The organism is Streptomyces sp. JLBJ103, from assembly GCF_058215575.1.
On the sequence record NZ_CM177089.1, the window covers coordinates 5,432,890 to 5,446,342 of the forward strand.

Annotated in this window: 15 protein-coding genes and 2 pseudogenes; all 17 read left to right on the forward strand. The window is 68.8% G+C overall.

Going from position 1 to position 13,453, the window contains the following annotated elements; genetic code table 11:
- Positions 1-5: 5 nt before the first annotated feature.
- Positions 6-935, forward strand: coding sequence for a hypothetical protein (locus tag AC4BEG_RS24010; protein WP_490701813.1), 930 nt, complete (start codon positions 6-8; stop codon positions 933-935).
- The gene (locus AC4BEG_RS24015; protein WP_490701814.1) at positions 935-2,038 is read left to right on the forward strand and encodes a hypothetical protein; all 1,104 of its coding nucleotides are present in this window, start codon (positions 935-937) and stop codon (positions 2,036-2,038) included. Before AC4BEG_RS24010 ends, AC4BEG_RS24015 begins: the two co-directional genes overlap by 1 nt.
- Positions 2,039-2,479, forward strand: a complete 441-nt coding sequence (locus AC4BEG_RS24020) for a hypothetical protein (protein ID WP_490701815.1) — start codon at positions 2,039-2,041, stop codon at positions 2,477-2,479.
- A gap of 168 nt (positions 2,480-2,647) precedes the next feature.
- Positions 2,648-3,538: pseudogene (locus AC4BEG_RS24025) on the forward strand (peptidoglycan-binding protein); the annotation flags it as partial.
- 328 nt (positions 3,539-3,866) lie between these two features.
- Positions 3,867-4,112, forward strand: coding sequence for a hypothetical protein (locus AC4BEG_RS24030; protein ID WP_490701816.1), 246 nt, complete (start codon positions 3,867-3,869; stop codon positions 4,110-4,112).
- 271 nt (positions 4,113-4,383) lie between these two features.
- Positions 4,384-4,953 carry a hypothetical protein gene (locus AC4BEG_RS24035; RefSeq protein WP_490701817.1) on the forward strand — a complete coding sequence of 190 codons (570 nt, stop codon included), beginning with the start codon at positions 4,384-4,386 and terminating at the stop codon, positions 4,951-4,953.
- Positions 4,954-5,042: 89 nt separating this feature from the next.
- Positions 5,043-5,255: a hypothetical protein gene (locus AC4BEG_RS24040; protein ID WP_490701818.1), complete on the forward strand. Its 213-nt coding sequence runs from the start codon at positions 5,043-5,045 to the stop codon at positions 5,253-5,255.
- A gap of 103 nt (positions 5,256-5,358) precedes the next feature.
- Positions 5,359-5,703, forward strand: coding sequence for a hypothetical protein (locus tag AC4BEG_RS24045; protein WP_490701819.1), 345 nt, complete (start codon positions 5,359-5,361; stop codon positions 5,701-5,703).
- Positions 5,704-5,726: 23 nt separating this feature from the next.
- On the forward strand, positions 5,727-6,707 hold the full coding sequence (gene bet, locus AC4BEG_RS24050) for a phage recombination protein Bet (RefSeq protein WP_490701820.1): 981 nt from the start codon (positions 5,727-5,729) through the stop codon (positions 6,705-6,707).
- 74 nt (positions 6,708-6,781) lie between these two features.
- Entirely contained in the window at positions 6,782-7,915 is a 1,134-nt protein-coding gene (locus AC4BEG_RS24055) for a PD-(D/E)XK nuclease family protein (RefSeq protein WP_490701821.1), read from the forward strand.
- Between the two features lie 84 nt (positions 7,916-7,999).
- A complete protein-coding gene (locus AC4BEG_RS24060; protein WP_490701822.1) occupies positions 8,000-8,914 on the forward strand; it encodes a hypothetical protein in 915 nt (304 codons plus the stop codon).
- Between the two features lie 96 nt (positions 8,915-9,010).
- A complete protein-coding gene (locus tag AC4BEG_RS24065; protein WP_490701823.1) occupies positions 9,011-9,289 on the forward strand; it encodes a hypothetical protein in 279 nt (92 codons plus the stop codon).
- A gap of 88 nt (positions 9,290-9,377) precedes the next feature.
- The gene (locus AC4BEG_RS24070; RefSeq protein ID WP_490701824.1) at positions 9,378-9,995 is read left to right on the forward strand and encodes a hypothetical protein; all 618 of its coding nucleotides are present in this window, start codon (positions 9,378-9,380) and stop codon (positions 9,993-9,995) included.
- A 205-nt stretch (positions 9,996-10,200) separates the two neighbouring features.
- Positions 10,201-11,700, forward strand: a complete 1,500-nt coding sequence (locus AC4BEG_RS24075; RefSeq protein ID WP_490701825.1) for a DNA cytosine methyltransferase — start codon at positions 10,201-10,203, stop codon at positions 11,698-11,700.
- Positions 11,701-11,728: 28 nt separating this feature from the next.
- Complete coding sequence (locus AC4BEG_RS24080) at positions 11,729-12,457, forward strand: hypothetical protein (RefSeq protein WP_490701826.1); 729 nt, start codon at positions 11,729-11,731, stop codon at positions 12,455-12,457.
- 23 nt (positions 12,458-12,480) lie between these two features.
- On the forward strand, positions 12,481-12,903 hold the full coding sequence (locus tag AC4BEG_RS24085) for a hypothetical protein (protein ID WP_490701827.1): 423 nt from the start codon (positions 12,481-12,483) through the stop codon (positions 12,901-12,903).
- A gap of 183 nt (positions 12,904-13,086) precedes the next feature.
- A pseudogene (locus tag AC4BEG_RS24090) lies at positions 13,087-13,404 on the forward strand (HU family DNA-binding protein); the annotation flags it as partial.
- Positions 13,405-13,453: the final 49 nt, after the last annotated feature.

The following is a 13,453-nucleotide window of genomic DNA, read 5'->3' on the forward strand; positions in this document are numbered from 1 at the left end:
CATCAGTGACCCTCGTCCAGCCCCCCATGATGGTGCACGGCGGCAACCACCCCGCCCGCGCGATGCGCCTGATGATCCGCGACCTGGCGCGCGGAAGGCAGGGCATCGCCGAAGCCGGGGACCTGAAGGTCCGGCCCCTGGAGGCACCCGGGCCCGGCGTCCGCGTCGGCAACGGCTCGGCCCTCATCCACGGCGCACGGCCCTGGCAGGGCGCCTACACCCAAAGCAACATCGGCGACGCCGTGGTCGACGTGCCACCGACCGGCCCGTTCGCCCGCACTGACCTGCTGGTCCTGCGTATCGAAGATCCCGAATTCGAGGGCGAGCGCGACCCGCGCACGCACGACATCGGCTACTTCCACCTCATCCAGGACATCGGCAACGAGGAGACGGCTGCGCCACGTGGCATGACCGCCATCCCGCTGGCACGGATCACCTTGCCCCGTAACACCGCGGCAGTCACCCCAGAGATGATCACGGACCTACGGCGGATCGCCAACCCGCGCACCGAGCGGACCCTGCACACCGTGCACCCCGACGACACAGAGAAGGTGCCCGCCAAGCACGGCCACTGGGCAGCCTGGCCCAAGGACGCGGCCTGGGACGTGGATGTTCCAGCCTGGGCGACGAGAGCGACCGTCGTGATCACCCTGTCGGGCCTCCGCGCGGAGGCAGGCAGCATCTACGCCGAACTACGCATGCGCCTGGGCGAGCACCGCTCCAAGCCCACCGTCGTCGACGACGACGGCACCACCACGCGCCGCGCCACCGCCGTGCTCGCCGACACCCTCGCCGTGCCGCCCGCCTACCGCGGCACCCGCCAGCACCTGGCCGTGCAGATCAACCAGATCGACAAGTACGGCGACGGCGACCTGTCGGTAGCCAAGGGCACCACGGTGACCGCCGACATCGAGTTCACGGAAAGCCCGGTGTAATGCCCGACTACCGCTACATCGTCGCCCGCGCCGCGACCGGCGAGATCCTGCACTGGAACCTGCCGCTGACCGAGGTCGAGTTCGGCCCGGAGATCTCCGGGCCCGGCTCCCTGTCCGCCACCTTGGCCCCCACGTTCGCCCGCTCGCTGGGCGACATGCTCGACGCCGGAGATACCGTGCTATACGCCGAGCGGAACTCCAAGCTCCTGTGGGGTGGGCTGATCTGGCGGGCCGAACCGGAAGGGCCGAAGCTGCCCATCGAGGCGTCCGGGTTCACCAGCTACCTGCACCGCCGCCACGATCTGCACGGCAACCTCGCAGGCCGCGGCCCCTACATCGAGGCGGACCCGTGCACGGTGATCCGCGATGTGTGGGCCTATGCCCAGGAGCAGCCGGACGGCGACCTCGAGGTCGCCGTGGACGACACCACGTCCAAGGCCACGACCGGCACGGCGAAGGACCCGTACGACATCCCGCGCTGGGATGCCCGCAATCTGGGCGAGATCGTGGATGAGATGGCCGAGATCGATGACGGCCTGGAGTGGTCCGAGACCGTGGCCTGGCGCGAGCGGCGCGCCGAGCGGCGCATCATCCTCGGCGCTCCGAAGCTCGGCCGGCGTCGCGAGGACCTCACGTTCACCACCGGAGCCAATGTGGTGGGCGAACCGCACGTGATCAAGGACGCCGACGAGTACGCCCAGTGGGTCGTCGGCCTCGGCGCGGGCGAGGGCAAGAAGCGCAAGGTCGTCATCGACGGCGACCGCAACGGGCGGCTGCGCCTGGAGCACAGGCTGGACACGAGCGAGAAGGACGAGGCCAAGCTCAAGCAGCGCACCCGGCGCGAACGCCTGGCCCGGCAGATCCTGCCGACGCTCACCGAGCTGGAGATCACCGACCACCCGGCCGCGCCGATCGAGGCGCTGCGCATCGGCGACCACGTCCGCATCCGGCTGAACGAGCCGCACACCGTCTACGACGGGTGGAACCGCATCGTCGGCTGGACGGTCCGGCCCGGTGAAGGTGAGACCTCGGAGCGGGTGACGCTGAAGCTGGAGCGCAGCGTGAAGCCCGCCGACGGCGCGGATGAGGCGGAGGAGGAGTAGATGCCGGACACGATCGCCGCGCTTGCGCGCCGCCTGGCCAAACTCGACCGGCGGGTGACGACGCTGGAGCGCGCCCGGCGCGCGCCGTACCCGCCGTGGCGCGACGTGCCGCTCACCGGCGACACCTCGGCCCCCGACCCGGCCCAACCGCCGCAGATGCGCGCCAACCTGTGGGACACGCTGGAGTTCAGCGGCCGGATCGGACTTCCAGACGGCCGGGCCGTAGACAAGACGGTCATCGGCCTGCTGCCGGAGGGCTACTGGCCAGCGGTACCCCGCACCGTCCCCGTTGCCTCCGACGCAGCCCGCCGCGCGCTCCGCCTCGACATCGCCCCCAGGGGCCGCCTCACCTTGCGGGTGCAGGACGGTGGCAGCGTGAGGGCGACCTGGCTCAGCCTCGACAGCGTCTCCTGCCGTATCGACGGTGACGACGAGGAATAGCCGCACACGCCCGCGGCATCAGCACGGTCAGCGGCCCGAGCCGCTGGGTACCATGACGACCGGGTGACCCTCCACCCAACGCTTCGCAGCCAACTCCCGAGGGACCGGCCCGCACCAGCGGGGCCTGGCCGATTGCCATACGGCGCAGGGGAGAAAGGCGAAGCGAGCGTGGCAACACCGTTGAACGCGGACAGGTTCCTGTCCGCGCTGAAGCACGCGGGCCTCGGCGTCGTCGAGCACGGCAAATGGCGCACCCACAACCGCAACACCCACGGCAACTGGGGCCCCATGAACGGGGTGATGATCCATCACACCGGCTCCTACAGTTCCGAAGCCGACATGGTGGAACTGTGCCGCGTCGGCTACCAAGCCCTCCCAGGTCCCCTGTGCCACGGGGTGATCGACCGGTCCGGCACGGTGCACCTCGTCGGGTACGGGCGAACGAACCACGCCGGCCAGGGTGACACCGACGTGTTGCTCGCCGTCATCGCGGAGAAGAACGAGTTGCCGCGCGCCAACGAGGAAGACACCGACGGCAACCGGCACTTCTACGGCTTCGAGTGCATCAACACCGGTAGCCAGCCGTGGCCCTCGGCGCAGCTGGACGCGATGGCTCGGGCCGCCGCCGCGATCTGCCGGGCACACGGCTGGAACGAGCACAGCGTCATCGGCCACAAGGAATGGAAGCCGTCCAAGTCGGATCCCGGTGGAATTGACATGGACGACTTCCGGGCCCGGGTCGCCACCCACATCAAGAGCGACAGCAAGCCCCCCAGCAAGCCCAGGCCCAAGCCCAAGCCCAGGCCGGTACCGAAGTACGCCGCCTACCCCGGCAAGGGCTTCTTCCACGACGGTCGCTCGTCACCGGTGATCGCAGCCATGGCCAAGCGGCTGATCGCCGAGGGCTGCGACTCCTATGACACCCCGCCCGGACCGGTCTGGAACGACGCGCACCGCCGCTCCTACGCCGCGTACCAGATCAAGTGCGGCCATCACGGAGATGCCGCCGACGGCATCCCCGGCCCGGAGACCTGGAACAAGCTGCGCGTCCCGCACCAGGCTCACGCCGCCGACCCGACCCCGAACAAGCCCGACCAGGAGAAGACCGACCCCATGCCGCAGGCCCTCGCTGACGTCGCCGAGCGCACCATCGCCACCTACCTCCAGTCCCTCCTGGGCCTGATGGCCGCCTCCAGCACCACCGACATGGTGTCGCTCTCGGCCTGGCAGGCAGCCGCCGTCTCTGCGATACCCGCAGCTCTAGCGGCCCTGAAGTCCACCATCGGGACCGTACTCGGGCGGCCGGGCACGGCCTCGTGGCTGCCGCTCAAGCGCGACCCGGCCACGCCTACCCGCTGATCTGCGCCACGAGAGAGGGAGAAGCACCATGCCGGAGGGAGAGGTTGCACTGGCCCTCGCGGAGTTGCGCAGCGCGCTGGAAGTGGGCCTGGCCAGGATCGACGGCCAACTCGCCCTGCTGGTGCAGCGGTCCGACCAGACCGACAAGGCGATGGAAGACCTTGAGGCGAGGGTTACGTCTCTGGAAAGAGGACGGTGGCCGCTGCCGACCATCGCCGTCCTCGCCAGCATCACCGCGGTGGCGCTGACGCTGTTCGGTGTGGCCCGGGGCTGAAACCGAAGTCCTCAGGCCCGTCGACACCGCAGCACGGGCTGACCCCAGCTCGACGCGCATACGCAGCCGGACGAGGAGAGCGCAGCGCCCGCGTAGCGCGCCGGGCGAGCACCCCAGATGCAAGAGAACGGCCCCCGCCGGAGCGAGGGCCGTTCAGGCCTCTTGGAGAAGACCGCCGTCAACGATAGCAGCGCCCTTCACCGAGCGCGGTACGCGGAGCGCGGCTACGCTGCCGGTGCACGCGAGAGGCGACACAGCGAGGGACGGGGCGATGCACGGGCGTAAGCCGTATCTGGTCGGGCACCAGGAGTTCGCCGCCCTGTACGGGGTCGAGGCACAGATGGTGTCGCAGTGGCTGGCGCCCAGCCGCGGTGCCCTGGACCCGGCCACCGCCATCGTCGTCTCCGGGGTGCGCTACTGGCCGCTGGGGTTCGCCTGCCGCTTCGGGAAGACCACTCCCCGGCCGAAGCTGCTGGACGTCCGGTACAAGGAACGGCTCATCGCGGAGCAGGGCGAGGGCTGGGAAGCCGACGATCGGGACCAGCTGCCCCCAATCGTCGGCCAGCACGAGATCATCGAGCTGTTCCACATCCCATCGCAGGGCACCCTGGCGACGCGCATTGCCACGGGCAGTTTCCCGAAGGAGGACTGGCTGTTGTCCGGGTCTCGGCTGTGGCTGCTGGACACCGTGATCGAGGCGGTGCCCGAACTGCGCGCGAGTGCCCGCAGCCTGTCGTGGGAGGTGGATGAAAGGGTGGCGGCAGCTTTGCGTGAGGGCACCTATGGCGGCCCTGGCTCAGTGGTACTGACGCGCGGCCGTCACGCCCGAAAGGGCCTCTGAACTGCGCAAACACTGTACTTAAGCCTCGTGCACGAATAAGATATAGGCATACCTCTTCGGTTTGTTCCTACTCGTGCAAGGAGGGATCAGTGCAGATCACCTACACCCCCGGAGGCGACGTCGTCGCCGTCATGAAGGGGAAGGAAGTCGCTGTGGCGGAAGTGGCGCTGATGCGCTACGTGGCCGGGAATCCGGACTCCGATCTCGCCGTCCGGATGCTGCGGGATGTCGTCGTCGCGAACGAGCACGCCGAGCAGTGCGCCGAAGAGGCCGCCCAAGCTGCGGCGGCCAACCCGGCCTGACGTCACTGGCGTGAATCGGGCCTGCCGATAGCGGGGTTGATGATCTCGCCCCCAACCTCCAAGATAGGAGACCTTCTTGGAGTCGGTTATGAGGGGGTGGGGTATGGCGGTCGTCCAGGACGAGATTCCGGGCCTGGTGATCCACACCGTGCGGCAGCCCGACGGTCAGGCAGAGACGATCCAGGCACAGTTCGAGGCGTTCCATCAGCTCAACCCATGGGTCCTGCGAGCCCTGGAGAGCCTGACCGCCAACTACCTCGACCGCGGTGCAAGCCGCGTCGGCATCGGGATGCTCTTCGAGGTCCTGCGCTGGCGCTACGTCACCGCCACCGAAGGCGACGAGTTCCGCCTCAACAACAACTTCCGCTCCCGGTACGTCCGGCTGCTCATCGAGCGCCATCCGGAGTGGGCCCCCGCGTTCGAAGTCCGCGCACTGCGGGCCGACTGAACCGAATCTCTTGGAGAAACAACGTGAACGAACCCAACGAGCCTGAACCCGCTGAGGGCGCCGCATCAGAACTGGCGGCTCCCGCACCGCAGAGCGCCGCGGCCAGCGCGATCGTCCTGCGAGCAGATCAACAGGAGTTCGACCGCAGGCAGCTGAGTGCCCTCGCCCTGATCAACACCGGCCTCGAGAACGCCCCGCGCCCGCAACTGGCCGTCTTCTTCCACTACTGCGTCCGCAGCGGCCTCGACCCCTTCGCCCGGCAGATCTACATGATCGGGCGCAAGAACTACGGCGACGACCGCGAAGAGCATCCGGTCAAGTGGACCATCCAGACCGGCATCGACGGCTTCCGCACGATCGCCCACCGCGCGGCGAACCGGACGGGCGAACGCATCTCCTACGAGGACACCGTCTACTACGACGCCGAGGGCAAAGCGTACGAGGTCTGGCTGGCTCCCGGGCCACCGGCAGCCGTCAAAGTCACGGTGCTCAGGGGCGCCAGCCGCTTCCCTTTCATCGCGCGCTGGGGCGAGTTCGCCCCAACGTACTGGGACTCCAAGCAACAGCAGTACGTCATAGCGAAGATGTGGCGGAACATGCCCGCGCACATGCTCCGCAAGTGCGCCGAAGCCGGTGGGCTCAGGATGGCCGCGCCCCAGGACCTGTCCGGCATGTACGTGGACGAAGAGATGGCGCAGGCCGACGCCGAAGTGGTCGCCCAGGTCGCCGAGGACGCCACCCAGCGCCTGCGGGCCGCCGCCGGGCTGGAGGGCGACAGTCATGACGACGACGAGCGGACCGTGAGCACCGAGGCCGCCGACGACCCGGCGGCGTATGAAGAAAAGCCCGCGCCGAGGAAGCGCACCAAGACCGCGAAGCCGAAACCGGAACCGGAACCGGAGCCCGAGCAGGCACAGGAGGCGGACGAGACCGCGCCTGCGCGTAAGCGTGCCGCTCCCCGGAAGCGCGCCGCCTCGGCCAAGAACGGCCGCGCTGCTTCCTGACCCCCTCACCACATCCGACCGGGTGCCGCCCGCCTCGCGCGGCGGGCGGCACCCCCGCCTCCTTGGAGACCTGTATGACCATCACGGCCGAGCGTCCCGTCAGCCTGTGGCCCGCAGCCCACAACGTCGACGCGCGCCGACCTCGCTCCCTGCAAAAGAAGATCGGAGCATCCGACACCGTCTGCGCCCGCCGCGCCGGATACCTCCTGCACGGCTACACGCCCACCGATCACGGGGAGAAGCGCAAAGCGATTCTGGGCACCTGGCTGCACGCCGGAATCCTGGCCGCCGCCCGCGAGGAGTACGGCTGGGTGATCGAACGCAGCGTCGAGGACGAGACGATCAAAGGGCACATCGACGCCGTCCAGCTCGACAGCCACACCGCCGCCCGTCTGCCCAAGCGGCTGCGGCCCCTCCTCCCCGCCGAGGAGACGACCGTGGAGGACGTGAAGACCAAGAGCACCTACCAGTGGGACAACGTCCTGCGGTACGGGGCCAGTGAAGCGGAGATCCGCCAGGTCTTGCTGTACGCGGACCTGCTGCGCAGCGAAGGGTTCGCCAACGTGGAGGGACAACGGCAGCTCGCCCGCCTCGGCTCCGTTCCGGTCGGCCGCATCCGGTTCCGGTTCATCAACCGCGACAACGGCGAGGACCACGTACAGGAGATGGCGTACAGCGCCGAGCGGGCCCGCGGGGCACGGTGGTGGGTGCAGCAGGTCAGGGCGGCCGGGACGCCGGAGGAACTGCCGCGCACCTTCCAGGGGCCGGGCCTGTCCGTCGTCTGCGACCACTGCCCGTTCAAGACGGCCTGCTGGGGCTCTGTGGCGGCCGGGCGCCGTCCGCAGGCCATCCTTGTCCACGACGATGCCGAGCGGGCCGCGGTGCTGGCGGAGTACGTCGAGGTCTCGGACCAGATGAAGCCGCTGAAGGACCGCTTGAAGTTCCTGCGGGCCAAGCTGGATGACTCCGAGCCGGGTGTCTACGGCGACAACGTGCTGTCCTGGAGCGGCGGCAACCCGACGAAGGTCGATGACGTGGACGCCATGGTTGCCCTCTACCAGCGGGCCGGCCTGACGGTGCCGACGGCTCCCGATGCGGCGGCGATGAAGGCCCAGCTGAAGGCTGCGGGCATACCCGTGCCCGTACGACTGGACCCCGACCGGCGCACCTCGGTGAGCATCAACGTCACCCTGCGCAAGAAGCCCTGAACCCGCCCCGGTAGGGGCAGAGCCGCAGCATGCCCTGCCCCTGCCCCAGTGCGGCCCGAATCCGAGTGACACGGAGAGGTGCTGGTGAGCATCCACTTGATGTTGGTGGCGGCCTATCTGCCTAAGGAGGTGATCAACCAGACGCAGAAGTTCGCGCTGATGAAGATAGCGGACTCCGCCGACGACCAGACACGTCTGGCACGGCCGGGCCTGGAGCGGATGATGGCCTGGGCCGGAGTGGGCGAGAAGCAGGTCATCACGGTCGTCACCGAGCTGGTCGGCCTCGGCTTCGTCGAGAGGGTGGAAGTTGGCCGTGTCGGGCGCCGCGCGGAGTACAAGGTCTTCCCGCACGGTGTGCCTCCCATTCCGTCCACAGAGGAGCTGATTGAGCGACGCCGCATGGCACAGCGTGCTCCGAAGAACCCTCGGCTGGCCCGACAGGCCAAGCGTCGCAAGCCGTCGTCGGCTGCTCGGACCCAAGGTGATGTGGCCGCGCGGGAGGAGGCACGTGGCGTCTCCCACGCATCTGGCGAGGGTGGGTTGCCCAAGGGGAACCCTGGAAGTGAGGAGGAGAGGGTTGCCCCACGGAAACCCGGCAGGTTCCCCCAGGGGAACCGAGAGGGTTCCCCTGCGGAAACCCCTTCTTTTCCTTCTCCTTCCTCATTCCTTCCTTACCCCCTTACCCCCACAGCTGGCGCTGTGGGGGAGCCCGCCGGAGCTGGTGAAGGAACGCCGCCGAGCGGCTGTGAGCGTCACCGGCGGCCGGTTGGCAACTGCCGGGGGTGCGGTACCAACCCGCGTGCCGGGCGCGAGCAGGCGAGGCGTGAGGCTGCGGCCAGCGAGCACACCTCGCAACAGCAGTGGCTGAGGGAGTTCTTCGCCGAGCAGGAACGCCGTGTTGCCGACACGGACCCCGAAGCCCTGGAGATGGCCCGCCAGCGAACGAAGGAGTTGGCCCGTATGGGGCGTTCGCGGTCGCCCAACTCCGCCATGCCGTAGGCGCCTTCAAAGATCGCATACATTGACGCACCAATGTATGCGAATAAGATATAAGTACGGGCTCCCGCTCAAACCTCGACCTCTTGGAGATCACCTGTGACTGACACCCTCAACCCGACCCCTGGCGCATTCGTTGTGATCGCCGAAGTCATCCACGGCCCCCACGCCGAATCCCGGCTCGGTGACAGCCTGTACTGCTCGCTCGGGTGCGCCGACGCGGGGGTCCGTGACCTCGTTTGCGAACTGCGTGACGAGGAGGGCGGTAGCGGCTTCGTCCTACCCCATGGGGGTCGCTCGGTCGGCTGCGTCGTCACCCGGGGCGGCCGGATGTGGGCGGTGCGGATCTTCGCCAGCAGCGAACTGCCGCCCATCTGATCTCTGCTTTCAAGCGAGATAGGCGACCTTGTTCAAACACGGATACCTGAACCGGCATCCGTCATGCACATCCTCTTGGAGACCATCAATGACCGTCCTCGCGCCTCTGCCCAACCACAACCGCATCACCGACCCGCTGTGGCAGCGTTTGTTTCACCACTACCGGCACGTCATCACCCCGCTCCGCTACGGCGGGTGGACCACTGACATGGAAACCAGCGGCGGTGAGTTCCAGCTCCGCGCAGACCTCGGCGACAGCACCGAACTGATCATCGCCTCAGAACACAGCCTGCCCGCCGACCCCGCCGAGGTGACCGGCTGGACCGTCATCCGGCGGCGAGCCGACGACCCCGGCTGCCGCACCGTGCTGTACGACTCCACGCCCAACGGCCCCCAGGCCCACCACGACACCAGCCTCGTCCCCCTGTTCGCGCGCATTTCCCGCGCCATCGGTGACGGGAAGGCCCCCCGGCTGATCGTGTCGGCCACACACACCACCCCCTACGGGGCGAATCACAACAGCAGCGCCGGGCTCGAGAGCGCATGCCTGGCCGTCGCCCGCTTCGCCGAGTGGTCGCAGCGCCTCATCAACGATGAGGGCTACGGCCGCGTCTGGGAGCGGTGCGAGTCCGGCGCCTACCCGCTGGCGCTGTTCGAACGCGCCGGACACATCACGATCCTCCGCGTGACCCGCAGCGATGACTGACCGGCCGCGCCGTGCGTCGTGCCCCACCGAGGGTGCTGACCGGTGACCTGGCTGCTGATCGCGTGTGCCCTCGGCCTGCTGGGGTTCACCGCCCTCGGTGTCGAGGACAGCGGTCACCACCACGCGTTACGCGCCTCCGACCAGTCCTGACCACGGCCGCCCGGCCTTACCGGGCCGGGCGGCCCGCCTCTTGGAGACCACGACCGTGCCACGATCCATCCACCTGCTCTGCGGAGCGGGCGGAGATGCCACCGGCCTGCTCGAAGCCGGATTCGACCCCATCCTCGGCATCAACCACTGGCAGACCGCCATCGACACGTTCGAGCTCAACCACCCGACCGCGGCCGCACGGTGCGCCGACATCCAGAACTACCCCATGCGCTGGCTACCGAAAGCCCTCGTGATGTGGGCCAGCGTCATCTGCACCGAAGTCAGCCCCGCGGGCGGAAAGAAACGCCCCGACCCCGTCCAGGACGCCCTGTTCGAGGAAGAGGAGCAGTGGCGGGAGCTGCCGCCGGAAGCCTTCGAGATGACCCGAGTGACGGCCTGGTGCGTCCTGCGCGCCGCTGAAGCGAAGCGGTTCCCCTGCGTCGTGGTGGAGAACGTAGTCGAGTTCATCACGGATTGGATCCTTTTCCCCGAGTGGATCCGCGCCATGAAAAAGCTCGGCTACCGGGTTCAGATCGTCTCGGTGTCCTCCGCGCACATCGGTTCGGAGACGAACCCGTACGCCCCGCAGTGGCGCGACCGCGTCTACGTGGTTTTCACCCTCGCAGACATCCGCCGTCCCGACCTCGCGCCCCGCCCGCTGGCGTACTGCGTGGAGTGCGGGCGGGACGTCAAAGCACGCCAGAGCTGGCGCGACCCACGGGTGAAGGTCGGCAAATACCAGCAGCAGTACGACTACCGGTGCCCGAACCGCCGCTGCGCTCACACGCTGGTCGAGCCGTACGTCCGGCCCGCCTCGGACGTGATCATGTGGGACGACATCGGCCAGCGCATCGGGGACCGTTCCAAGCCGCTGGTGCCCAACACGATGCGCAGGATCGCGGCCGGGCTGGCGAAGTTCCCCTACGAGCCGTCCGTCGTCACCCTCACGCACGGCAAGGACGGAACCGACCGGGCCTTCGCGCCGCACGCCCGACCCTTGCCGACCCGCACGGCCAAGCTCGGCGAAGCCCTCCTGGTACCGGTCGGCGGTAGCTGGAACGACACCGCGACCCACGTCGGCACCCCCATGCGCACGCGCACGACCCGCGAGAGCGAGGCCCTGGTCACCGTGGAACCCCCAGCTCCATTCATCGTGGAGTTCCGCAACAACTGCGACGCAGCTCCCGTGGACAACCCGCTCAGCACCCTGAGCACGGCCCGCCACCACGGCCTGTTGGTGCCCGATGGCGTAGCCCGCGACCGAGCCCGCAACACGTTGGTCATCCCGTACCGCAAGAGCGCGCCGAAGCCCGCCGCACAGCCCCTGCACACCCTGAGCACCCGCGACTCGGTGGCCGTGGTGCGCACCGCGCCCGCCATCGAGGACTGCTACTTCCGCATGCTCCAGCCTCGCGAACAGCTGCGCGGCCAACGGTTCCCCGACGCCTACGACGTCGTCGGCTCCAAGGCCGCCCAGACCATGCAGGCCGGAAACGCCGTGAGCGTCAACGTCGCCCGCTGGCTCGGCGAACGCCTCAAGCCCGTCCTGGCCTGAACCCCCGAAGAAGAAAGGAATCCGCACCATGACCCCTGCCACGGCCGATCACCTGGCTATCCTCGCCCAACAGCGCGACGAGCTGGACTTCGAACGGCGACGCATCGAGAAGGCGCACTGCCTGGCCGTCCTCGACCACATCGCCGCGATGATCCGCCACGCCTGTCCCGAGGCCGTCTATGTCGCCTTCGCCTACCACGGGAAGACGCGCGAGGTGTATCTGCATGGCGTACTCGGCGTGCAGCCCAGCCCTCTGGGCGCCTGCCCATGGCTGTGGGACGGCAGCGACGAAGACCACCCACTCACCGACCTCGCCGACGAGGTCGAATCCGACGTGCAGAGCGCGCTCGCGCCGTACGACTCCCCCGCCTGGGCCACGGTCCGACGCGACAGCGCCAGCGACGGCAACCGGTGGCTGCTGGAACTGCCCCCGTCCGACCGCGCCGTGCACATCGCCCGGCTGGTGCGTGAGCACCACCCGGAGGCAACCGCCATTGTCGTGGACGGCCGCCGCGCCGGAGGCCGCGTCATCGAGATCATCGAAGGTGTCGCAAAGGACGGCACCGAGAACCACACCGCTCGGCGTCGCTGGCCGCGCCAGTGCGACGACACGATCACGCGGCTGGTTGCCCAGATATTCGCGCTGCCCAGCCTCGCCGACCGCCACCTTCTTCCCGTAGACGGCACCTACGCGCACCCGCACGGCAGCAGCCTCAGCGAGCATGTGCGCCGGATGCCGCTGCCGCCGACCGCGTAGCCGCCGGTACGGGAAGGCGTGCGATGAGCGGCACCCGGTGGGTCAGCGAAGCACCGTGCGCCGGGGACCTACGCTTCACCCCCAACGACGCGACCGCGGACTCGCTCCGGAAGCCGCTGATGCAGGCCCTGTTGAAGGTCTGCCAGGACTGCCCGTTCCGTGCGCAGTGCATTGAACTCGTCCTGCCACGCCACAGCCAGTTCGACGGCATCTGCGGCGGACGCCTGTGGTTCAACGGCCAGATCCGCGGCACGTGCACCACTGCGCACCCCGACGAACTCGAGGAAAGCGGCTCGCACATCACCCATGGCACCGAAGCCGGTGCCCGCGCCCACAACCGGCGCGGAGAGGCGGCTTGCTCCCTGTGCCGGGAAGGCGCGCGGCTCGCCCAGGCACGCCGACGCAAACAGAAACGCGCCCGCGGCACCCACCCAGACACAAGATAGGAGACCTTCTTGAGACCGAACTTTACGTTGTGGCCGTTGCCGCCTATTGACGCCACACATCCCGAAGAAGACCCGGGCGCAGGGCTCGCGCCTCTCCCGGCCGCATGGCGCGCTCCCCGAGCTCACGACACCCCGCATCGGCCCAAGCCCCCGGTTCAGCACGTGAATCGAAAGGAATTCCCCGTGAACAAGGCCCAGCTCGTGAAAGCCATCTCCGACACGACCGGCGGCAGGAGGAAGGCCACAGCCGCAGTGGACGCGGTACTCGACGCCATCGTCCGTGCCGTCGTCGCAGGAGACACCGTCTCCATCACCGGCTTCGGCAGCCTCCAGGCCGTCGACCGCGACGCCCGCGAGGCCCGCGACCCGCAGACCGGCGACCTCGTGACGGTGCCCGCCACCCGCGCCCTGCGCTTCCGGGCCGGAACCCGCTTCAAGGACTACGTCGCAGGCCGCAAGCCCCTCCCGGCCTCCGGCAACTCCATACAGAAAGCCCCCAAGACCCCCCGCCCGTAACCCCGGACCCCAGGTGTGCCGCCCCGGACCCGCG

Coding starts and splice junctions, on each gene's coding strand:
- AC4BEG_RS24055 (WP_490701821.1), top strand. CDS start 6,782: ATGACCATCACGGCCGAGCGTCCCGTCAGCCTGTGGCCCGCAGCCCAC.
- AC4BEG_RS24030 (WP_490701816.1), top strand. CDS start 3,867: ATGCCGGAGGGAGAGGTTGCACTGGCCCTCGCGGAGTTGCGCAGCGCG.
- AC4BEG_RS24070 (WP_490701824.1), top strand. CDS start 9,378: ATGACCGTCCTCGCGCCTCTGCCCAACCACAACCGCATCACCGACCCG.
- AC4BEG_RS24035 (WP_490701817.1), top strand. CDS start 4,384: ATGCACGGGCGTAAGCCGTATCTGGTCGGGCACCAGGAGTTCGCCGCC.
- AC4BEG_RS24015 (WP_490701814.1), top strand. CDS start 935: ATGCCCGACTACCGCTACATCGTCGCCCGCGCCGCGACCGGCGAGATC.
- AC4BEG_RS24085 (WP_490701827.1), top strand. CDS start 12,481: ATGAGCGGCACCCGGTGGGTCAGCGAAGCACCGTGCGCCGGGGACCTA.
- AC4BEG_RS24080 (WP_490701826.1), top strand. CDS start 11,729: ATGACCCCTGCCACGGCCGATCACCTGGCTATCCTCGCCCAACAGCGC.
- AC4BEG_RS24045 (WP_490701819.1), top strand. CDS start 5,359: ATGGCGGTCGTCCAGGACGAGATTCCGGGCCTGGTGATCCACACCGTG.
- AC4BEG_RS24020 (WP_490701815.1), top strand. CDS start 2,039: ATGCCGGACACGATCGCCGCGCTTGCGCGCCGCCTGGCCAAACTCGAC.